Raw genomic sequence first — 21121 nt, 5'->3', positions numbered from 1 at the left:
CAATTTTGACTGTTCAACCGCTTTCGCGAGCAAGCCCGCTCCCACAGGTTCGGTTCGTCAGTCGACCATTGGCAACCCGTAGAATGCTCGCGCACACGCCGTGCTGTGAGCCGCCAGATCTTCCTCGCTCTCCCCGCGATGCAGCGCCACTTCCCGCAACACTTCGGTCAGATACGCCGGTTCGTTGCGACCATTCTTCGGCTTGGGTCGCAGACTGCGCGGCAACAGATACGGCGCATCGCTCTCCAGCATTAACCGTCCCCGCTTGATCTCTTTCACCAGTGGATGCAGGTGCGTGCCCCGGCGCTCGTCGCAGATCCAGCCGGTGATACCGATGTGCAAATCCAGATCGAGGTAACTGAACAGCGCCTTCTTTTCGCCCGTGAAGCAATGCACCACGGCGGCCGGCAACTGATCACGGTAATCGCGAAGGATTTCCAGCAAGCGCTGGCTGGCATCGCGCTCGTGGAGGAACACCGGCAATTGCAGCTCGACCGCCAACTCCAAGTGCTTTTCCAGGACTTTTTCCTGCTGCGGGCGCGGCGAGAAATCACGATTGAAATCCAGCCCGCATTCACCCACCGCCACAACGTTTGGCTCCTTGAGCAAACTGCGCAGACGTTGGGCGCTGTCGGCGTTCCAGTCGCTGGCGCAGTGGGGGTGAATGCCGGCCGTGGCGAACAGCCGTTGAGCCGTTTCGTCCAGTTGCCGGCACAGTTCCAGCGCCTGCTCACTGCCCTCGACACTGGTGCCGGTGAGCACCAATTGGCAGACCCCGGCAGCGTAGGCGCGGTCGAGTACAGCCTGGTGCTTGTCGGCAAAACTGGGGTTGGTCAGGTTGACGCCGATATCGATGAGTTGCATGGTGCTACCTCGGACCAAAGGCCGGAAAGCATATCAGAGCTGTAGATTTATAAGAAAAGCCAAGAACTACAACGAGTTATAGCTGTCTCTTGGTGCCGCGAGACAGGTCAGGGTGGCCAGGGTGCTATCACTGTGCCAGTCTTTCGCACTTTGCCAGCGCTCACGGCGCTCTGTTTCTGTCGTTCGATTTCATGAAAATTCTTGAAGTCGGCCCAGTATTCTTTCTGGAGAGTGGATGATACGTCCCTCGGTTTTGCTACTGCTGTGTTGTTCGTTGCTGCTGCCGATGCCGGCGGTTGCGCGTCTGGCCGGGCCGTTGCAAGCCGTGCCTTCGACCAAAGTGCGAGACTTGGCGGAAATCCGCAGCAGTCGTGAGTTGCGGGTGCTGGTCAACCAGAGCCGCAACAGCTCCGGCGAAGTCCAGGGGCAGGCCATCGGTGTTGAGTACCACCGTTTGCGTGCCTTCGAGCAGTACCTCAACGGTCACGCCCGTGACGGTCAGGAAATTACCCTAAAGATCATTCCCAAGGGCAAGGATCAACTGATCGGTGCTTTGCAGCGCGGCGAGGGTGATCTGGTCGCACCGGGGGAACTGCTGGACCTGCAACCGGGCCACGCGGTCAGCACCAGTGAACCGATTGCCAGCAACATCCCGTTGATATTGGTCGGGATCAAAGGCGAGCGACGTTATACCCGTCTCGAACAACTCTCCGGCAAAACCCTGGCGTTGCCCACCGGCAGTGCCGCCGGGGACGCGGTCAGCCAGATCAATCAAAAGCTCGCCTTGCTCAAACTGCCACCGGTGACCATCGAGTGGGTCGATCCCAGTCTGGCGGTCGAGGATGTGCTGGAGATGGTCCAGGGCGGAATCTTTCACCTGACGATCGTCGAGCAACCCATTGCCGAGCGCTGGGGCAAGATCCTGCCCAAATTGCGTTTCGATCGGCAGGTGCTCATCAGTGAACCAGGCGAAGAGTTCTGGTTCGTGCGCCGCGACGCCTCAATGTTGCGCGCGAGCATTGATCGCTTTCTGAGCGGTTACAAAAAACCATCGGATCAGGATGCCGCGTTCCTGCGGATCTATCGACGTTTGTATCAAGTGCACTATCCATTGGCCAAGGCTGATCGGCAGCGCCTCGAAAAACTTCGACCGGTGCTGCAAAAACACGCTGAAGCCCAAGGCATGGACTGGTTGAATCTGGCGGCGCTGGCGTTCAAGGAATCGGCCCTGCAACCCAATGCCCGCAGTGGCAGCGGCCCTACCGGCCTGATGCAGATCACCCCGTCCGCCGCCCAGCGGGTGGGGGTCGACAACATTCAGAATCTCGACGCCAATGTGCAGGCCGGGGCCAAGTACCTGGCGATGATTCGTCGCAAGTTTTTTGCCAGCCCCAAACTCAACGAGCGCGAGCGCATGGCGTTCGTGCTGGCGGCCTACAACATGGGGCCGGAGCGGGTTCAGGGCATGCGTGCCGAGGCTCGTCGGCGCGGTTTGAATCCCAATCAGTGGTTCTTCCAGGTCGAACGCATCGCCATGGAGCAGGTGGGAATGGGCGCCGTCAGCTATGTTAATAGCGTGAACAAGTATTACCTGGCGTTCGATCGGGAGCGGGAGTCGTTGGAGCCCCAGGGGCAGAAAGTTGCCTCACGCAAATAATCGAATAAACTGATTGTTATGGCGCATTAATTGCGCTTTTAACATGAGATTTACTGATTAATATAGCGGCCAACCAACACACACTGACAACGGATGACACAGCATGAGCACACTGATCAACAAGGTACTGTTTACCCGCGCTGGCTACGGCCTGACTGTCTTGCGGATTTTCGTCGGCATCATCTTCGCTGCCCACGGCTCGCAGAAACTCTTTGGGGCGTTCGGTGGTTACGGCCTGGCGGGCACGGCGCAGTACATGGAAAGCATCGGCCTGGCGCCGGGCTATCTGATGGCGACGCTGGCGGGCGGTACCGAGTTCTTCGCCGGCCTGGCATTGATCATTGGCTTGCTGGTTCGCCCGGCAGCCCTCGGCCTGACCATCCTCTCACTGGTGGCGATCTTCTCGGTGCATCTCCCTCACGGTCTGTTCATGGTCAACAACGGCTATGAATTCGCCCTGGCCCTGCTCGGTGGCACTATCGCGGTGCTGATCGAAGGCGCCGGCAAGCTCTCGGCTGACCGCGCTATCGCCGGCTGACCGCTCTGGCTCAATGAAAAGGCCCGCATTGCGGGCCTTTTTGTTGCTCGTCATTCTTGACACTGTCCGGTCAGCTTCTCTAGGATGCTGCTCATGCGCCGATTTAAACAGCTACTTGCGGGGCGCCAGGTGACTCATTCAGTTGCCGATAGAAGCTTGAAACAGGCTTCGAAATACCGCTAAAGCGCTGGTTCGGTGTTGCCTCTCACCTGCCATGCAGACTTTTGAGGCAGAGACACGACACAATGAATGCACTAAGCCCAGTTATACGCCCCGCGCCGATCACGGCACACCTCACCCAGCGCAATCCAAAAATCCTGCTTGGCGGCAAACATCAGCCGACACTTTTGCGTTATCTCGATGGCTGGCCACGTCGCACCGGTGGGCCTGCGGCCTTCCTGATCCAGTTTGTCGAAGAGGGTGAATCGCTGGCTCGATTTGCCAGCGACAGTTTCGATCTGGCGGTGATTCAATCGCCCAGCCTCCAGGACGCCCCCGAAGTGATCAAGCAATTGATTCGCGTTGCCCGACAGGGGCTGATTACCCGTCGTTGAGGTTTAGAGCGCAGCGGCTCAAAGATAGTCGATCGCCACGATGTACACGCACTGCTCACCGGTCGGTGTCTGGACCCGAACTTCGGCGTCCAGCGCCTTGCCGATCAGGGCACGGGCCAGCGGCGAATCGATGCTGATCAGGCCCTGTTTCAAGTCAAGTTCATCTGGCCCGACGATGCGATAGCGCGACTCTTTGCCGTCCTCGTCTTCAATCGTGACCCAAGCGCCAAAATAAACCTTGTTCGGATCGCTCGGTTTTTCGCTGACGACTTTGAGCGCTTCCAGCCGCTTGGTGAGAAAACGTACGCGACTGTCGATCTCGCGCAGCATCTTTTTGCCGTAGGTGTATTCGGCGTTTTCCGAACGATCGCCCTGTGCGGCGGCCTCGCTGACTGACTGTGTCACCTGCGGCCGCCGAACATGCCAGAGCTCATGAAACTCGGCCCGCATCCGCGCTTCACCTTCGGGGGTGATCAGCGCGGTGCCAGCGGGGCGGGGAGGGCGATAACGGCTCATGGCAACTTCTTGTGATAGAGAGAGCTTGAGTCTATCAACCCTCGCGCAAGACTGTCAGGGGGCTGGCGTTCAGCGCACGGCGCGTACCAAACACACCGGCTCCCCCGATCAGCACCGCACCGATCAGTGGCAGCACCAACAACCACGGATGCGGGTGCCACGGCAGGTCGAAGGCGTAGCGGTAGAGCACCATACTTACCAGTTCCGAACCCAGCGCCGCCAACAATCCGCTGACCGCCCCCAGCAAACCGAACTCGATCCGCCGGGCCTTGACCAACAGTTGCCGCTCGGCCCCTAGCGCTCGCAACAAGGCGCCTTGTCGAATGCGTTCATCGAGCGTCGCTTGCAGCCCTGAAAACAACACTGCCATCCCCGCCGCCAACACGAACAACAGCACGTATTCCACCGCCAGGGTGACTTGGGCGAGGATGCTGCGCAGCTGTTCGAGCAAGGCTTCGACTTGCAAGATGGTCACCGCCGGAAACGCCCGGGACAGATCCACGATCTGCTGATCATGACCGGCCGCCAGATAAAAACTGGTCAGGTAGGTCGCTGGCAGATCCTTCAGTGTGCCGGGCTGGAAGATCATGAAGAAGTTAGGCTGGAAGTTGTCCCAGTTGATGTCCCGCAGGCTGGTGACTTTCGCTTCGCGATTGACGCCGCCCACGGTAAACACCATGTGATCGCCGAGCTTGAGTTTCAGGCTTTCGGCGACTTTGCCTTCCACCGATACGCCGGGGATATCGTCCGGCGTCTGTTCGGCCCACCAGTTACCCGCAGTGAGTTTGTTGCCCGCCGGCAAATCCGCCGCCCAGGTCAGGCTCAGGTCGCGCTGGATCGCTCGGTCACCGGCCGAATCCTTGCTGACGATTTCCTGTACCGGCTCGCCGTTGATGCTGATCAGCCGTCCAGGTACCACCGGGTATAGCGGCGCCGATTGCGCCGACAATTCGATCAGGCGGTCGGTGAACGCCTGTTTGTCCGCCGGCAAAATGTTCAGCGCGAAATAGTTGGGCGCGTTTTTCGGTAGCTGGTTCTGCCAGGTGTCCAGCAACTCGCCGCGCAACAATGCGATCAGCGCCATGGACAGCAGAATCAAGCCGAAGGCCAGGGATTGCCCAGCCGCCGCCAGTGGATGACGCAGCAATTGGCCCAGCCCGAGGCGCCACGGCAAAGAGGCGCGCGCCAGCATTCGACGCAGACTCTTCAGAAGCAGCAACAGCAAGCCGCCAAGGATCAGCGCTGCGATCACGCCACCGCCGAGCAGGGCGAACGTCAGCAGCAGGTCCAGGCTCAGGCGCCACATGATCAGCCCGAGGGCGCCCAATGCCGCGCCGTAAACCATCCAGGTGCTGGAAGGAATCGGCAGCATGTCTCGACGCAATACCCGCAATGGCGGAACCCTGCCCAGTGCCGCCAGGGGCGGCAAGGCAAAACCGGCCAGCGCCACCAGTCCGGTGCCAATCCCGGCAATGGCAGGAAACAGACCGCCCGGTGGAACGTCGGTGGGTAATAAATCATGCAGCAGCGCAAACAGACCCAGCTGCGCGAACCAGCCGATGAGGGCACCGCTGATGCTGGCGAGCAGCCCGAGCACCATCAGCTGCAAACTGAACAGCACCATGGTTTCCCGTCGGGACAGCCCCAGGCAACGCAGCAATGCACTGGCATCGAATCGGCGGGTGGCGAAGCGCGTAGCCGACAGCGCCACCGCCACACCCGACAGCAGAACTGCCACCAGGCTGGCCATGTTCAAATAACGCTCGGCCTTGCCCAAGGCGCCGCCGATCTGTTGGTTGCCATCACGGGCATCCTGCAAACGCTGGTTGGCGGCCAGGCCGGGTTTGATCAATTGACGATAGGCTTCCAGCGCCTCGGCTTTACCGCGCCAGAGTTCGCGGTAACTGACCCGGCTGCCGGGTTGCACCACGCCGGTCGCGGCGAGATCGCTGAGGTTGATCAGCACCCTCGGTGTCAGGCTGTAGAAATTGCCGGCGCGATCCGGTTCGTAGGTCAGCACTCGCGCCAGTTTGAGGGTTCGCATGCCGACGTCGATGCTGTCGCCGATCTTCAGGTCCAGCGCCGTCAACAGTCGCGCTTCGACCCAGGCTTCACCGGGTTTCGGTCCGCCACCGGGTTCTTCCGGGGCGAAGGGCGCCGGGGCGCTTTTCAGTTCGCCGCGCAGTGGGTAGACGTCATCGGCAGCCTTGATGCTGGACAACTGAATGCCATTGTCAGTGGCGATGACGCTGGAAAACTCCACCACTTGAGCGTGTTCGAGGCCCAGCTCCGTGCCGCTTTTAATCTGTTCGGGCCGTGCCGGAGAGCTGCCTTCAAGCAGCAAGTCGGCACCGAGAAACTCGGTGGCGCGCAGCATCATGGCGCCGTTCAGGCGGGCGCCGAAGTAGCCGATGGCGGTACTCGCCGCCACGGCCACCAGCAAGGCAAAAAACAGCACGCGCAACTCACCGGCGCGGGCGTCGCGCAGCAGTTGGCGGATGGCAAGGCTGAACAGGCGCAACAGCGGCAGGCGTGCCATTAAACCTCCAGAGGCGGGACGAGCAGGCCGGCGTCGAGGCGGATCAGGCGTCGGCAGCGATGTGCCAGGCGTTCATCGTGGGTCACCAGCACCAGGGTCGTGCCGCGTTCCTGATTGAGTTCAAACAGCAGATCGCTGATGCGCTCGCCGGTGTGGCTGTCGAGGTTGCCGGTGGGTTCGTCGGCGAACAGCACATCGGGCTCGGCGGCAAAAGCTCGGGCAATCGCCACGCGCTGCTGTTCTCCGCCGGAGAGCTGGCGGGGCGAATGGGTCAGCCGTTGGCCCAGCCCGACGCGTTGCAACAGTTCGGTGGCGCGCTCACGGGCGTCTTTGCGGCCATCGAGTTCCAACGGCAGCATGACGTTTTCCAGGGCGTTGAGGCTGTCCAGCAGCTGGAATGATTGAAAGACAAAACCCACATGCTCGGCGCGGATGCGCGCCCGTTGGTCTTCATCGAGGTTGCTCAGGGCTTGACCCGCGAGCGTGACTTCACCGCTGCTTGGCAGATCAAGACCGGCGAGCAGGCCCAGAAGGGTGGATTTGCCGGAACCGGAGGCACCGACGATGGCCAGACTGTCGCCCTTGTTCAGTTTCAGGCTCAGTTCGTGCAGGATGGTCAGTTCACCTTCCGCGCTGGGAACCACTTTGCTGAGGTTCTTCGCGGTGAGAATGCTTGCGCCCATGGAGAATCCGATGCGTGTGTGGTTTTTGAGTGCTGGCCTGGCCTTGATGTGCATGGCCCAGAACGCAGCGGCGGGAACAGTCCTGATCGTTGGCGATAGTATCAGCGCCGGTTTCGGACTGGATACCCGCTTGGGGTGGGTGTCGCTGCTTGAGCAACGACTCAAGCGCGAAGGTTTCGACGATAAGGTGGTCAATGCGTCCATCAGCGGCGACACCAGCGCCGGAGGCCAGGCGCGCCTGCCCGCGCTGCTTGCAGAGCATAAACCGGAGCTGGTAATCCTTGAGTTGGGCGGCAACGATGGCCTGCGCGGATTGCTGCCAACGCAATTGCAACAAAACCTTGCAGCAATGATCGACAGCTCCCGCGCCAGTGGCGCCAAGGTGCTGCTGCTCGGCATGCAATTGCCACCTAACTACGGTGTTCGTTATACCGAGGCCTTCGCGAAGGTCTACAGCACGCTGGCCGAGGAGAAAAAGATCCCGCTGGTGCCGTTTTTTCTCGACGGCGTGGGTGGTCATCCAGACTTGATGCAGTCCGACGGCTTGCACCCGGCTGTCGGGGCTCAGGGCAAGTTGCTGGAAAATGTCTGGCCTACACTGAAACCGCTGCTTTGACGCTTTTCTAGCGGCGGTGTTTCGGCTAAGGTGGCGCCCCCGATTTGGAGCCCCCGATGCCGCGTCCTGCCTGGTCACTTTTTGCCTATCAACTGATCGAGCCTGACGAACAGCTGGATCTGTTCGCCTGCCAGGAAGTGCGGGTACATCTGGTGACCCGTCAACTGGAGTTGGGCGGCTCGGCGGACCGTACTTTGTGCGGCAGCCTGTTGCCAGCACAACCACGCTGGTCGAGCGTCGATCGTCGTGTGTTCCAGGATCAGCGCCTGTGCTCGCTGTGCCGGGCCATTCTGGAATCGCAAAAACGCGGCACATCGCCGATCTGGCCGGAACTGCGTTTCGAGCTTTAGAAGCCGATAGATTGCTTGCTATCGGTCAACTCCCCGATTTTGCAGACGCCGGTGTACAATCCCGTTTTTATACCCTTGTCGATCATGCGAAGGATTTTCCGGATGTTGCCGCGCTTTCCTGCCGTCACCCGCTACCTGTCTCTCGCCGCCCTCTGTGTGGCGGGTCCCGTAGCAGCATTGGAGCTGCCCCTGCCACCGCCCGGTGAAGACATCGTCGGTCAGATCCAGGTGATCAAGGCCAAGTACGAAGATACCTTCGCCGACCTTGGCACCACCTACGATCTGGGCTATTCGGAAATGGTCGCGGCCAACCCTGGCGTCGATCCATGGTTGCCGGGCGCTGGTACCGAAGTGGTGCTGCCGACGCGTTTCATCCTGCCACCAGGCCCGCGTGAAGGCATCGTCATCAACCTGGCCGAGTACCGCCTCTATTACTTCCCGAAAGGCCGGAACGTGGTGTACACCTTCCCGCTGGGTATCGGTCGTGAAGGCTGGGGCTCGCCGATTGCCCATACCACCATCACCGCCAAGACGCCGAATCCGACCTGGACTCCTCCAGCGTCGATCAAGGCCGAGCACGCCGCCGATGGCGATCCGCTGCCGAACGTGGTGCCGGCCGGCCCGGACAACCCGCTGGGGCCGTTCAAGTTCACGCTGGGCACGCCGGGCTACCTGATCCACGGTTCGAACAAGAAGTTCGGCATCGGCATGCGCACCAGCCACGGTTGCTTCCGCATGTTCAACAACAACGTGCTGGAAATGGCGAGCATGGTGCCGGTAGGCACGTCGGTGCGCATTATTAGCGATCCGTACAAGTTCGGTATCAGTGGCGGCAAGGTGTATCTGGAAGCGCACACGCCGCTGGACGACAAGGGCAACCCTTCTGTGGTCGACAAACACACTGCGGTGATCAACGCGATGCTCAAGCGTGAGGACATCACCAACAACCTGCGCATGAACTGGGATGTGGTCCGCGACGTGGTTGCCGCCGAAGATGGCCTGCCGGTGGAAATCGGAGTGCCGAACGCCTCGGCGCCGATGGTGACGAGTGCGCCGATCGACCCGTTGCAGTAATGCTTGAAAGGAACCCGCCGATGCTGAACGCAGCGGCGGGTTTTTTATCGCCGGTGCGAAATGGCAGGCAATAAAAAAGCCGACCCAAAAAATGGGTCGGCTTGATAACAATCCCGAAGGATTATTACTTGCGGCTAGCTTTGTCCAGCATGCGCAGAGCACGCTCGTTAGCTTCGTCAGCAGTCTGTTGTGCTTTTTGAGCAGCAGCCAGAGCTTCATCAGCTTTACGGTAAGCTTCGTCTGCACGAGCCTGGGAGCGAGCTGCTGCGTCTTCAGTAGCGGTCAGACGTGCTTCGGTTTCTTTCGATACGCTGCTGCAACCGGTAGCCAGAACTGCGGCCAGAGCCAGAGCAGAGAATTTCAGAACGTTGTTCATCGTGTTCCCCTTCAAGGACTTTCTATTAAGTTAGCTGTCTCCTCAGAGTGAGGAAATAGCCGGCGTACATACTACCCATTACTTGTCGTAAGTAAACTGACGTAAAGCAAGAAGCCAAAAAAATTGTAGGCGTTGATTCTTTTTCGAGCAACTTTTAACTGCATTGTTTAAAAAATATCCAGCTGGGAGGCCCGAGCTGAGCGAGCCGCCGAGAAAAGTTCTGCGCGCTCACAGCTCTTTTCCGAGTCTAGGCTAAAGTCTGTCTAGATGGATTCGTCCACACTTTTGTTCGGATTTTGCGTGGCGCCTCTCATATCTTTCTCCATGTTCAGGTGACTTTAACAAAGGGCGCTCGTCTTAAGTCTCAACATCCGGCAATGTTCAGGCTGTCGACCTTCAGAGATCTTGGTCGAGCCGTCTCTGCGTAACCCGGAGCAGTACCCCTCGCCCCAGCGTGATGACGAGCGTACCTTGAGCATTTCTACCAATGGTGCCTACTATTTGATACGTGCTCGGTTGCGCGAGATGGGTGCAGTTCTTCTCGGTGTCCATTCAGGCACGGGGTGGCGTAGATGTTCCTTCGCCGGGAAAACATCGGTAAGGTAGGGGTCAGAATTCCAGACCCGCGAGGAGTAGTGATGAGCGAGGCGTTGTCCATCCACCATGACCAGGCTGGTCATCAGTTCGAGACCAATGTGGACGGTCATCGTGCCTACCTGACCTATATGGATCTGGGGAAACAGACCCTGGATATCTATCGCACCTTTGTGCCCAACGCGCTGCGTGGCCGCGGTATTGCGGCAGCCTTGACCGAGAAGGCGTTGGAGTACGCTGACGAAATGGGTTACACCGTCATTCCATCGTGTTCCTACGTGGAACGCTACATGGAGCGCCACCAGCGGCATGCAGCCAAGCTGAGCCAGTAACCTTTCAAAGAATCGAACGCATAAAAAAACGCCGGGTTAACCCGGCGTTTTTTTTTTGTGCGGCGAAAAGTGATCAGCTGCGATCGCGTTTCGGCAGCACGTCCTTGAGCTTGGCATGCATGCTGCGCAAGGTGTTTTCGGTGGCGCTCCAGTCGATGCAGGCATCGGTGATCGACACGCCGTATTGCAGGTCGGCGAGGTCTTTCGGGATCGCCTGGCAGCCCCAGTTCAGGTGACTTTCGACCATCAGGCCGATGATCGACTGGTTGCCTTCGAGGATCTGGTTGGCGACGTTCTCCATCACCAGCGGTTGCAGGGCCGGGTCCTTGTTGGAGTTGGCGTGGCTGCAATCGACCATGATGTTCGGCTTGATCTTGGCTTTGTTCAGCGCTTGCTCGCAGAGCGCGACGCTGACCGAATCGTAGTTCGGCTTGCCGTTGCCACCGCGCAGTACCACGTGACCGTAGGCATTGCCCTTGGTGGTGACGATCGACACGCCACCTTCCTGGTTGATACCCAGGAAGCGGTGAGGGCTGGAAACCGATTGCAGGGCGTTGATAGCGACTGTCAAGCCGCCGTCGGTGCCGTTCTTGAAACCGACTGCCGAGGACAGGCCGGAAGCCATTTCACGGTGAGTCTGGGATTCGGTGGTGCGCGCACCGATGGCCGACCAGCTGATCAGGTCCTGCAAGTATTGCGGGGAGATCGGGTCGAGGGCTTCAGTTGCGGTCGGCAGGCCCATCTCGGCCAGGTCCAGCAACAATTGACGACCGATGTGCAGACCGTCCTGAATCTTGAAGGAGTCGTCCAGATACGGATCGTTGATCAAACCTTTCCAGCCGACGGTGGTGCGTGGCTTCTCGAAATACACGCGCATGACCAGATACAGGGTATCGGACACTTCGGCCGCAAGCGCCTTCAGGCGCTCGGCGTATTCGTGGGCAGCCTTGATGTCGTGGATCGAGCAAGGCCCGATGACAACAAACAGGCGGTGGTCGGTGCCATCAAGAATGTTGCGAATGACTTCGCGGCCCTTGGTGACGGTGCGCAGGGCAGCGTCGCTCAGAGGAATATCACGCTTGAGCTGATCGGGAGTGATCAGCGTCTCGTTGGAAGCGACGTTTAGGTCGTTGATCGGTAAATCAGCCATCGTTTACTCGTCAGGTCACGGGTGCCGGCCGCCAGCGAACCCGCGCGGCGGAGCACAGCAAATTAAGCGCGTCGGGGAGCAGAACCTTAGCGCGTTACACCGTGGCTCGACAATGGGCAGACACCGGTTTAAGGGGCATTCTCAATTAGTTTGCGCGGGGAAAGCCATTGAGGATGCTCCTGCTAATCCAGCACAACCCGCGTAAATGCCCTGCGAACCGTCTCGTGAGAGAACTCGTCGGCATGTTCCTGGACCCATTCGAGGGCCAGGGCCTGAGTTTCCTGCAGATCGTCATGCGCGTCATGCTGGCGGCAGTAATGTTCGATCTGGCACACCTGCTCGCCCATCCGGGCACTGAACATCATCTGTTCGTCAACAAAGGCGATGCCTACCAGATAGCCGCGTTTGCGTCGCAGGCACCAGGCTACATAGCCCAGAAAACGCATGTCGGGGTTCAAGGTCGGCATTCGCACTTCCAGCGCCGTACCGTGGCGCCACGCCCGGTGATAATTGCAAGCCATGCCCCCGAGGCTGATAGTGTGCAGCTGTTGCCGTGAAATACACTCGGGTTTGAGCAACGTTAATTCGACGGGCACATCGTCAGGGTGAGGAATAAAACGTCCCATGAACACGGACTCCATGTGTCGGCCATCTGACATTGTTCCACCCAGTATAGTGGTCGAATTGGAACTGACTGATTTCGACGCCGACCAACGGCTGCTGGCGATGAGCGGTGTGTCGCTGGTCATTTTTACCAGCGTCGGCTGCGCCAGTTGCCGTTTTGCCCGTGAGCAATTGCCACGACTCGATCTGGATGTCGATCGGCTGTGCTGGATCGATGCCGGGAACAATGGCGGGGTGGTCGAGCGTTATCAGGTTTTTTATTTGCCGGCGCTGTTTGTGGTGCGCGACGGTGAATTCTTCGGGGCACTAAAATCGCGCCTGACCCGCACCGAGCTCAATGCAGCCGTGGCTCAGGCGCTGAGTCGAATTGCAGAGGAGTTGCCATGATGGGGGCAGTAACCAAACCGACAATCGGTATTATCGGAACCGGCGCGATCGGCGGTTTCTACGGGTTGATGCTGGCGCGTGCCGGTTTCGACGTGCATTTTCTGTTGCGCAGTGAGTTTTCAGCGGTGGCCGAGCGCGGGTTGCAGCTCGACAGTGCGGTGCACGGAGCGCTGACATTGAATCCGGTTCAGGCCTATTCGAATGCCGAAGACATGCCGCCCTGTGACTGGTTGCTGGTGGGCGCGAAAACCACCAGTAACGCACAACTGGCACCGACGATCATTCAAGCCGCCGCCCCCGATGCGAAAGTGCTGCTGATGCAAAACGGCCTGGACGTTGAAGACAGTCTGCGAGCGTTGCTCCCCGATTCGCTGCACGTGCTCGGTGGGCTCTGCTATATCTGCGTTCATCGCGATGGACCTGGCGTCATCACCCATCAGGCGCTCGGCGCGGTGAATGTTGGCTATCACAGTGGCCCTGCAGCCGATCAGCAGGCGCGCATGGTGATTGTCGAGGAGGGCGCCGGGTTGTTCCGCGCCGCCGGCATCGACTCCCAGGCCATGGCGAACCTGCATCAGGCGCGCTGGCAAAAACTGGTCTGGAATATCCCTTACAACGGTCTGTCGGTTCTGCTCGGGGCCAGCACCACGCCATTGATGGCCGATGCCGACAGTCGGGAGCTGATCAAGGCGCTGATGGCTGAAGTGGTTCAGGGAGCAATTGCCTGCGGTCACGACGTACCGGCCGGTTATGCCGATCATCTGTTCATGGTGACCGAGAAAATGCCGGACTATTGGCCGAGCATGTACCACGATTTTCTGCACAAACGACCGCTTGAGCTGGAGGCGATTTACGCCCGGCCACTGGCGGCAGCCAAGGCCGCAGGGTGCGAGTTGCCGCGAATCGAAGCCTTGTATCGCAGTTTGAGTTTTATCGATCGACGTAATACCTGAGTCGATCAACCTGAGGGGAAGGGCATGGCAAAGACTATCGACGACAAACTGGTGCTGGCGATTTCTTCGCGTGCGCTGTTCGACCTGAGCGAAAGCCACAAGGTCTATCTGTCGAGCGGCGTCGAAGCCTATCGGCAATATCAGATCGAACACGAAGACGAAATCCTCGAGCCCGGCGATGCATTTCCGTTGGTACAAAAACTCCTCAACCTGAACACCAGCCTTGGCCGCGCCCGGGTCGAGGTGATCCTGGTGTCGCGCAACAGTGCCGACACCGGCCTGCGTGTTTTCAATTCGATCCACCACTATGGCCTGGCGATTTCCCGCGCGGCGTTTGTCGGTGGGCGCAGTCCTTACCCGTACCTGAAGGCGTTTGGCTGCGACCTTTTTCTCTCGACGCATGCCGAAGATGTGCGCAGCGCACTGGATGCCGGGTTCGCCGCCGCGACCATTCTGTCGGGTGGTGCCAGCCGTGCGGCCAGTGATGAGTTGCGCATTGCCTTCGATGGTGACGCGGTGCTGTTTTCCGACGAATCGGAGCGCGTCTATCAGTCCGGCGGTCTGGAAGCGTTTCAGGCCAGCGAGCGTGAAGCTGCCCGCGAACCCCTGCGCGGTGGGCCTTTCAAAGGCTTCCTCGCCGCCCTCAATCTGTTGCAGCGCGAGTTCCCGGAAGACGCCTGTCCGATCCGCACCGCGCTGGTAACCGCGCGATCGGCGCCAGCCCATGAACGAGTGATCCGTACCTTGCGCGAATGGGACATTCGACTGGACGAGTCGTTGTTTCTCGGCGGCCTGACCAAGTCGGCGTTTCTTGAAGCCTTTGCCGCCGACGTGTTTTTCGACGATCAGGCCGGTCATTGCGAGTTGGCTCGCGAGGTGGTCGCCACCGGTCACGTGCCCCATGGCATAAGCAACGAGCAAAAGGTTTAAGCCCACGGTTCAACGCGTTACGCGAAACGTCGTACTCGCCAAGGCACTGCTAAGCTGAATCAATCTCCGCCATGTCGGCACTCGAGGAGGTCATATGATTCATTCGATGCTGTATGCCACTGACCTCGGCCTGTATGCACCTTTGGTGATGCAGCATGCCTTGGCGCTGGCGCGCACATTCAATGCCGATCTCTACGTGGTGCACGCCGTTGAACCGATGGGGCTGTTTGCCGAGTCGGTGCTTCAGAGTTACCTCGATGAGCAGTCGTTGAACGAGTTTCACAGTCAGGGCCTGAATACGGTGATTGCCAATATCGAGCAGCGGGTGCTCGACAGCTTTCGTGAAGAGCTAGGGGACGAAGGGGAGCAGGACCTGGAGCGGATCAAAGCAGTACGGGTGCTTCAGGGCGATCCGTCACAGGTGATTCTCGACCAGGCGCAGAAACTCTCCGTGGATTTGTTGATCGTAGGTAGTCATAGCCATGGTGCTGGCGCCGAAACGCCTTTGGGCCGGACCGCAGCGCGGGTGCTGCAACTGTCTCGGGTGCCGGTCTATCTGGTGCCGCTGGTGGAACGTCGTCGCCAAGGGGATCGTTAGTGTTCCGGCCTCGCATTCATGAGGCAGGACACCAGAACACGAATAGTGGCAGTTTGACAAAAAAGTTCTAGATTTATTCTTCAAACCATTAATATAGTTATATACCGTCGCTGATGCCCGTGGCGTCTACCTGCTTTGAGGGATTCATATGAAGCTTCAACAACTGCGCTACATCTGGGAAGTGGCGCACCACGACCTCAACGTTTCCGCTACAGCCCAAAGCCTTTACACGTCGCAACCGGGCATCAGTAAGCAGATCCGTCTGCTGGAAGACGAATTGGGGGTTGAGGTTTTCGCCCGCAGCGGCAAGCATCTGACCCGCGTCACCCCGGCCGGCGAGCGCATTATCACCACCGCCGGCGAGATCCTGCGCAAGGTTGAAAGCATCAAGCAGATTGCCCAGGAATTCTCCAACGAGAAGAAAGGCACCCTGTCGATCGCCACCACGCACACCCAGGCGCGTTATGCGTTGCCACCGGTGATCAGCAATTTCATCAAGCAATACCCGGACGTTGCCCTGCACATGCACCAGGGTTCGCCGATGCAGATCGCTGAAATGGCCGCTGACGGCACCGTGGATTTCGCCATCGCCACCGAAGCGCTGGAGCTGTTCGGTGATCTGGTGATGATGCCGTGCTATCGCTGGAACCGCTGCGTGGTCGTGCCTCAGGGCCACCCGCTGACCAAACTGTCGAAGCTGACCCTGGAAGCCCTGGCTGAATACCCGATCGTGACGTACGTGTTCGGTTTTACCGGCCGTTCGAAGCTCGACGAAGCGTTCAGCCATCGCGGCCTGACGCCGAAAGTGGTGTTCACCGCCGCCGACGCCGACGTGATCAAGACGTACGTTCGTCTGGGCCTGGGCGTGGGGATCGTGGCGAAAATGGCGGTCGATGCCAAACTCGATAGCGACTTGGTCATGCTTGATGCCAGCGACTTGTTCGAATCCAGCATTACTAAAATCGGTTTCCGTCGCGGCACGTTCCTGCGTGGTTTCATGTGCGACTTCATCGAGAAGTTCGCCCCGCACCTGACCCGCGAAGTCATGGCCAAGGCCATCCAGTGCCACAACAAGCAGGAACTGGAAGAGCTGTTCGACGGCGTCGAACTGCCGGTTCATTAATCTCCGGCGTCAGACCACCTCGGTAACAGAAAACTGTTGCCGAGCACCCGCCACCAGAATCTCCACCTCGTCCCCTTCGAACTTGCCCAGCAGGCTTTTACCCAGCGGTGAGCGAGGGGTGATGACGGTAATCCATTGCCCCACCAGGTCGACCTTCAAACCCGCCGCGTCGGGGGCCAGAAACAACCATTGCTCACGACCCTTTTCATCTTCCAGGCCGAGCAGGGCGCCGACTTCGATGCCGCGCTGATCGTCGTAAGGTCGCAGCGTCAGGTTCTGGCAAAGCGTCAGTGACTGCCGGATTTCTTCCACCCGTTTGGCCTGCCCGGCTGCCAGATAAGACGCCTCCAGACCTAACGTGTCGTACTTGTTCTCGGCGATGTTTTCTTCGTGGGTCGCGGTTTCATAAGCGGTTTGTGCGGCACGCTCGGCGATGTCGAGGTCGATCCGTAGCTTGTCGAGAATCAGTTGGTGGACGGTCGGCTTGTGCATAGAGAGCTTCTTGATCAATCGCAGAATTGCTGGACGTTGGCGCGGCTTTTTTCGCTCGGTGCAGTCTGGTCCTGTTGCAACCAGAACTGGCATTTGGGGTTCGATAGATTGCGGTTGCTGCTGCGCGCCTGATCAAGCCTTTGCTGCTGCTCGTTCTTGCGCAGGTTCTCTTCATACTGTTCGAACAACGGGCTCTGCGGCGCAATGGCCGGCGCCGGTTGCACCACCACCGGTGGCTTGGCCAGTTGCTGCACTGCCTCGGCCACGGGCGCCAGCTGTTCGCTGAACAACAGTCGAGAGGCGAGCCAGCACGTCAACGCGATCGCGATAAACCCCAGCCACATACCCAGGGCAATGCTGCCGGTCAGTTGCAAGGCGCTGAGCTGGATCGGCAGCGGGCGGCGCGGGTTGGGACGGTAGGGCATGGCTGCCTCCTGGCGGGTGGTCGCGGGCAAGTGGCGATTGTCGCATGAAGATTAATCGCCGTCGGCTCTTCTGCACGGGGTAATTTATGAGGACAATCGGCGCCTTTGCCAACGGGAGCCTGGAATGCCTGAAATGCCTCAAGTAAAAAACTGCTGGCGCTGGGATATTTTCTGCGCGGTGGTCGACAACTTTGGTGACATCGGCGTGACCTGGCGTCTGGCCCGACAACTGGTGGCCGAACATTCGGTGGCGGTGCGTTTGTGGGTCGATGATCTGCGGGCCTTCGAGCGCTTGTGTCCGCAAATTGATATCAACGCCTCACAGCAATGGCAGCAGGGCGTTGAGGTGCGGCAGTGGACGTCCGACTGGCAGCCCACTGAAGCCGCTGATGTGGTGATCGCTGCGTTCGCCTGCCAATTGCCGAGTGCTTACATGGACGCCATGGCCGAGCGGGAAAAGCCGCCGCTGTGGATGAATCTCGACTATCTGAGTGCCGAGGACTGGGTCGTCGGCTGTCACGGCTTGCCGTCGGTGAAATACAAGAACGTACAAAAATTCTTCTTCTTCCCGGGGTTTCAAAAGGGCACCGGGGGCTTGCTGCGTGAAAGCGGATTGCTTGAGCGTCGTAAGCAGTTTCAGCAAAATCCCGAGGCTCAGCGAGAATTCCTGCAAGGCTTAGGGATTGATCGTGCGCAAGGTGCGCAGTTGATCTCGCTGTTTGCCTACGAAAATAACGGGCTGGCCAGCTGGCTCGAGGCAATGGCTGCCGACTCGACGCCCACGCATCTGCTGGTGCCGGAAGGCAGGATTCTTGGGGATGTCGAACGTTGGCTCGGTGTGGACGGTCTGGTGGCCGGCGCGGTGCATGTGCGCGGCGAATTGACCGTGCAAGTGCTGCCGTTCGTCCGACAGGATCAATACGATCACCTGCTCTGGTGCTGCGATTTCAATGCCGTGCGCGGTGAAGACTCCTTTGTCCGCGCTCAATGGGCGGGCCGGCCGCTGCTCTGGCACATCTATCAGCAGGACGAAGACATCCATCTGGACAAGCTCGACGCCTTCCTCGCGCTGTACACCAAAGGCTTGTCCGAGCCTGCCCGCGAGGCGATCAGCGGTCTTTGGCGGGCGTGGAATGCGGGTGACAATATGACCGGGCACTGGCAATTGACCCGAAAACACTGGCCAGAACTGCAAAAACACGCCGAAGCGTGGTGTCTGGAACAGGCTTTGCAGGCGGATCTTGCCGCAGCGCTGGTACAGTTTTACCTAAATTGGATATGATACGCGGCCTAGATTTTTGTAAACCCCATCCAAATTCGGATACTCGCAATGAAAACTGGTAAAGAACTGAAACCCGGGATGGTTATCCGTCTCGAAAACGATCCTTGGCTGGTTCAGAAAGCTGAATTCACCAAGTCGGGTCGTAACAGCGCGATCATGAAGACCAAGCTGAAAAACCTGCTGACCGGTTACAAGACCGAGATCGTTTACAGCGCCGACGACAAACTGGACGACGTAATCCTCGACCGTAAAGAAGCGACCCTGTCCTTCATCAGCGGCGACTCCTACACGTTCATGGACACCACCGACTACACCATGTACGAGCTGAACGCTGAAGACATCGAAGCCGTTCTGCCTTTCGTTGAAGAAGGCATGACCGATGTTTGCGAAGCGATCTTCTTCGAAGAGCGTCTGGTTTCCGTAGAACTGCCGACCACTATCGTGCGTCAGGTTGACTACACCGAAGGTTCTGCTCGCGGCGACACTTCCGGCAAGGTGATGAAGCCTGCCAAACTGAAGAACGGTACCGAGCTGTCGGTTGCTGACTTCATCGAAATCGGCGACATGATCGAGATCGATACCCGCGAAGGCGGTTCCTACAAAGGCCGTGCTAAATAAGCACTGCTTCAGGAATGAAAAGCCCGACCATTGAGTCGGGCTTTTTTGTGGCCGAAGATCAAGATCTTTTGCTTTATTTCAGGTGTTGCTTGAGCTCTTCGGACGCTTGAAGCATCGCCGAACGCACCGCTGGCACCTGGCTAACCACGTTAAGCAAACCGTAGTCGTGGATCATGCCGTTGTAGCGCACGGCGGTGACCGGCACCCCGGCTTCGTCGAGTTTGCGGGCGTAGGCTTCGCCTTCATCGCGCAACACGTCGGCGCCGGCCGTTTGCACCAGTGCAGGTGGCAGACCCTTGAGTTGCGCGGTGGTCGCTCGCAGCGGCGAGGCGTAGATCTCGTTACGCTGTTTGGCGTCGGTGGTGTAGTTGTCCCAGAACCACTTCATCATGTTTTTGGTGAGGAAGTGCCCCTCGGCAAACTGGTTGTAAGACGCTGTCTCGAAGCTGGCGTCAGTCACCGGCCACAGCAGCACCTGGAACCTGATCGTCGGCGTGCCTTTATCTTTGGCCATCAGCGCAACCACTGCCGCCATGTTGCCGCCGACGCTGTTGCCGGCCACGGCCAGACGCTTGCCGTCGACGTTGATCTCTTTACCGTGCTCGGCCACCCATTGGGTTGCGGCGTAAGCCTGGTTGATCGCCACCGGGTAATGCGCTTCCGGCGAAGGCGTGTAGTTGACGAAGACCGCTGCCGCCCCCGAACCCACTACCAAATCCCGAACCAGGCGCTCATGGGTCGGGAAATCCCCCAGCACCCAGCCGCCGCCGTGGAAGAACATGAACACGGGCAACTCACCTTTGACCCCGGCCGGCCGGACGATGGTCAGGCTGAGCGGTTGGCCGTCGACTTGAATGGTCTTCTCGCTGACATCGGCTTTTGGCAGCGTCAGTTTCACCCCGGCCTGCGCGCCGACCAACACGGCGCGGGCTTCTTTAGGGGAGAGTTGTTCCATCGGTTTGCCGGTGCCGGCATTCAGAACATCGAGGAACGCTTGGGTGTTGTGTTCCACCCCGTCGCCCGCGAACGCGCTGTGGATAGACAAGGCGAGAAGGGTACCGGTCAAGGCTTTACTGAAAGTGCGCATGTTCATTTCCTGGTTCGGGCCTGGGAATCAGCGGTTAGACGGTAACGTGCAGGCGCACATCGACGTTGCCACGGGTGGCGTTGGAGTACGGGCAGACCTGGTGTGCGGCGTCGACCAGGCTTTGTGCGTAGGCTTGTTCAAGACCCGGCAAGCTGATGTGCAGGTCGATGTCCAGGCCGAAACCGCCAGGGATCTGGCCGATGCCGACATGGGCGGTGATCGAAGCGTCGTCCGGGATTTTGCGTTTGGTCTGGCTGGCCACGAATTTCAGCGCGCCGATGAAGCAGGCGGAGTAACCGGCTGCGAACAGTTGCTCAGGGTTGGTCGCTGCACCGCCAGCACCCCCGAGTTCTTTGGGTGTGGCGAGTTTGACGTCGAGGATGTTGTCGCTGGAAACCGCACGACCGTCGCGGCCGCCGGTGGAGGTTGCGATAGCGGTGTAGAGAGTTTGCATGGTGTGAGCCTCATTCGGAGTTGGATGTTTTGCGCTAAATGTTTGCGCGCTAAGTAACTGCAAAGCGAATGTATAGCGCAAATATTTAGTGCGCAAGATAAATTTTTGAAACGGTTTTTGGTTGAGGAGTGGGTGCTGATTGGATGTGTTGAGTTAGAGCGGTCGCGGCAGGGTTTTCAGCGAGGATTTTTTTTCGGGAAATGAGGCAGAAGGCACACCACAAATCCCCCTGTGGGAGCGGGCTTGCTCGCGAATGCGGTGTGTTAGTCAAGATCAATGTTGTCTGACACACCGCATTCGCGAGC

The 21121-nt window shown here is 59.0% G+C and carries 25 protein-coding genes; 14 read left to right on the top strand and 11 right to left on the bottom strand.

Features of this window, described 5'->3' with window-relative positions; translation table 11 throughout:
* Positions 1–57 precede the first annotated feature (57 nt).
* On the bottom strand, positions 58–864 hold the full coding sequence (locus KGB03_RS28560) for a TatD family hydrolase (protein ID WP_111449043.1): 807 nt from the start codon (positions 862–864) through the stop codon (positions 58–60).
* 235 nt (positions 865–1099) lie between these two features.
* Between KGB03_RS28560 and KGB03_RS28555 the strand changes: the two genes are divergently transcribed.
* From KGB03_RS28555 to KGB03_RS28545, 3 genes are all read left to right on the top strand, one after another.
* A complete protein-coding gene (locus KGB03_RS28555; protein WP_223530571.1) occupies positions 1100–2521 on the top strand; it encodes a transglycosylase SLT domain-containing protein in 1422 nt (473 codons plus the stop codon).
* A 103-nt stretch (positions 2522–2624) separates the two neighbouring features.
* Positions 2625–3059, top strand: a complete 435-nt coding sequence (locus KGB03_RS28550; RefSeq protein ID WP_123366204.1) for a DoxX family protein — start codon at positions 2625–2627, stop codon at positions 3057–3059.
* A 245-nt stretch (positions 3060–3304) separates the two neighbouring features.
* Positions 3305–3613, top strand: coding sequence for a class I SAM-dependent methyltransferase (locus tag KGB03_RS28545; protein ID WP_111449040.1), 309 nt, complete (start codon positions 3305–3307; stop codon positions 3611–3613).
* 18 nt (positions 3614–3631) lie between these two features.
* On the opposite strand, the gene greB is transcribed toward KGB03_RS28545, so the two are convergent.
* The 3 genes from greB to KGB03_RS28530 are packed head-to-tail and all read right to left on the bottom strand — an operon-like array spanning position 3632 to position 7351.
* Positions 3632–4129: a transcription elongation factor GreB gene (gene greB, locus KGB03_RS28540; protein WP_111449039.1), complete on the bottom strand. Its 498-nt coding sequence runs from the start codon at positions 4127–4129 to the stop codon at positions 3632–3634.
* A gap of 34 nt (positions 4130–4163) precedes the next feature.
* The gene (locus tag KGB03_RS28535; protein ID WP_218535744.1) at positions 4164–6668 is read right to left on the bottom strand and encodes an ABC transporter permease; all 2505 of its coding nucleotides are present in this window, start codon (positions 6666–6668) and stop codon (positions 4164–4166) included.
* Positions 6668–7351: an ABC transporter ATP-binding protein gene (locus KGB03_RS28530; RefSeq protein ID WP_008148510.1), complete on the bottom strand. Its 684-nt coding sequence runs from the start codon at positions 7349–7351 to the stop codon at positions 6668–6670. Before KGB03_RS28530 ends, KGB03_RS28535 begins: the two co-directional genes overlap by 1 nt.
* Before the next feature lie 10 nt (positions 7352–7361).
* On the opposite strand from KGB03_RS28530, the gene KGB03_RS28525 reads away from it, so the two are divergent.
* The 3 genes from KGB03_RS28525 (at position 7362) to KGB03_RS28515 (ending at position 9391) form a co-directional block, all read left to right on the top strand.
* Positions 7362–7967, top strand: coding sequence for an arylesterase (locus KGB03_RS28525; protein WP_218535746.1), 606 nt, complete (start codon positions 7362–7364; stop codon positions 7965–7967).
* A 56-nt stretch (positions 7968–8023) separates the two neighbouring features.
* Complete coding sequence (locus tag KGB03_RS28520; protein WP_003226812.1) at positions 8024–8317, top strand: hypothetical protein; 294 nt, start codon at positions 8024–8026, stop codon at positions 8315–8317.
* 102 nt (positions 8318–8419) lie between these two features.
* The gene (locus tag KGB03_RS28515) at positions 8420–9391 is read left to right on the top strand and encodes a L,D-transpeptidase family protein (RefSeq protein ID WP_218535748.1); all 972 of its coding nucleotides are present in this window, start codon (positions 8420–8422) and stop codon (positions 9389–9391) included.
* A 124-nt stretch (positions 9392–9515) separates the two neighbouring features.
* On the opposite strand, the gene oprI is transcribed toward KGB03_RS28515, so the two are convergent.
* Positions 9516–9767, bottom strand: coding sequence for an outer membrane lipoprotei OprI (oprI, locus tag KGB03_RS28510; RefSeq protein WP_002553018.1), 252 nt, complete (start codon positions 9765–9767; stop codon positions 9516–9518).
* 638 nt (positions 9768–10405) lie between these two features.
* Between oprI and KGB03_RS28505 the strand changes: the two genes are divergently transcribed.
* Positions 10406–10693, top strand: a complete 288-nt coding sequence (locus tag KGB03_RS28505; RefSeq protein WP_007973562.1) for a GNAT family N-acetyltransferase — start codon at positions 10406–10408, stop codon at positions 10691–10693.
* A 73-nt stretch (positions 10694–10766) separates the two neighbouring features.
* Here the strand turns inward: KGB03_RS28505 and KGB03_RS28500 are convergent, their stop codons facing one another.
* The gene (locus tag KGB03_RS28500; RefSeq protein WP_056740324.1) at positions 10767–11843 is read right to left on the bottom strand and encodes a 3-deoxy-7-phosphoheptulonate synthase; all 1077 of its coding nucleotides are present in this window, start codon (positions 11841–11843) and stop codon (positions 10767–10769) included.
* 182 nt (positions 11844–12025) lie between these two features.
* Positions 12026–12469, bottom strand: coding sequence for a PilZ domain-containing protein (locus tag KGB03_RS28495; RefSeq protein ID WP_111449031.1), 444 nt, complete (start codon positions 12467–12469; stop codon positions 12026–12028).
* Between KGB03_RS28495 and KGB03_RS28490 the strand changes: the two genes are divergently transcribed.
* The 5 genes from KGB03_RS28490 to cysB all read left to right on the top strand — a co-directional run bounded on the left by KGB03_RS28490 (position 12468) and on the right by cysB (position 16458).
* Positions 12468–12854: a thioredoxin family protein gene (locus KGB03_RS28490; protein WP_218535752.1), complete on the top strand. Its 387-nt coding sequence runs from the start codon at positions 12468–12470 to the stop codon at positions 12852–12854. The two genes, KGB03_RS28495 and KGB03_RS28490, sit on opposite strands and share 2 nt — an antisense overlap.
* On the top strand, positions 12851–13807 hold the full coding sequence (locus KGB03_RS28485) for a putative 2-dehydropantoate 2-reductase (RefSeq protein ID WP_223530562.1): 957 nt from the start codon (positions 12851–12853) through the stop codon (positions 13805–13807). Before KGB03_RS28490 ends, KGB03_RS28485 begins: the two co-directional genes overlap by 4 nt.
* Positions 13808–13831: 24 nt before the next feature.
* Positions 13832–14737, top strand: a complete 906-nt coding sequence (locus KGB03_RS28480) for a 5'-nucleotidase (RefSeq protein ID WP_008148545.1) — start codon at positions 13832–13834, stop codon at positions 14735–14737.
* A 94-nt stretch (positions 14738–14831) separates the two neighbouring features.
* Positions 14832–15335: a universal stress protein gene (locus KGB03_RS28475; protein WP_008148547.1), complete on the top strand. Its 504-nt coding sequence runs from the start codon at positions 14832–14834 to the stop codon at positions 15333–15335.
* Between the two features lie 148 nt (positions 15336–15483).
* A complete protein-coding gene (gene cysB, locus KGB03_RS28470) occupies positions 15484–16458 on the top strand; it encodes an HTH-type transcriptional regulator CysB (RefSeq protein WP_008148549.1) in 975 nt (324 codons plus the stop codon).
* Between the two features lie 9 nt (positions 16459–16467).
* Here cysB and KGB03_RS28465 read toward each other — a convergent pair whose 3' ends face one another.
* Positions 16468–16950, bottom strand: a complete 483-nt coding sequence (locus KGB03_RS28465; protein WP_056740335.1) for a GreA/GreB family elongation factor — start codon at positions 16948–16950, stop codon at positions 16468–16470.
* Between the two features lie 14 nt (positions 16951–16964).
* Positions 16965–17375, bottom strand: a complete 411-nt coding sequence (locus KGB03_RS28460; RefSeq protein ID WP_218535756.1) for a hypothetical protein — start codon at positions 17373–17375, stop codon at positions 16965–16967.
* 124 nt (positions 17376–17499) lie between these two features.
* Between KGB03_RS28460 and earP the strand changes: the two genes are divergently transcribed.
* Together earP and KGB03_RS28450 are read left to right on the top strand one after the other, a co-directional pair.
* Positions 17500–18657, top strand: a complete 1158-nt coding sequence (gene earP / locus KGB03_RS28455; protein WP_111449026.1) for an elongation factor P maturation arginine rhamnosyltransferase EarP — start codon at positions 17500–17502, stop codon at positions 18655–18657.
* Between the two features lie 48 nt (positions 18658–18705).
* Positions 18706–19275 (top strand): elongation factor P, encoded by a 570-nt coding sequence (locus KGB03_RS28450; RefSeq protein ID WP_007899917.1) that lies wholly within the window; start codon positions 18706–18708, stop codon positions 19273–19275.
* A gap of 73 nt (positions 19276–19348) precedes the next feature.
* On the opposite strand, the gene KGB03_RS28445 is transcribed toward KGB03_RS28450, so the two are convergent.
* Together KGB03_RS28445 and KGB03_RS28440 are read right to left on the bottom strand one after the other, a co-directional pair.
* Positions 19349–20362 carry an alpha/beta hydrolase gene (locus tag KGB03_RS28445; protein ID WP_223530560.1) on the bottom strand — a complete coding sequence of 338 codons (1014 nt, stop codon included), beginning with the start codon at positions 20360–20362 and terminating at the stop codon, positions 19349–19351.
* A 34-nt stretch (positions 20363–20396) separates the two neighbouring features.
* A complete protein-coding gene (locus KGB03_RS28440; protein WP_223530558.1) occupies positions 20397–20816 on the bottom strand; it encodes an organic hydroperoxide resistance protein in 420 nt (139 codons plus the stop codon).
* Positions 20817–21121 lie beyond the last annotated feature (305 nt).

Origin of the sequence: Pseudomonas sp. BF-B-26, from assembly GCF_019956495.1 — a bacterium.
Lineage (GTDB): Bacteria > Pseudomonadota > Gammaproteobacteria > Pseudomonadales > Pseudomonadaceae > Aquipseudomonas.
This window is presented reverse-complemented; position numbering and strand designations above follow the sequence as displayed.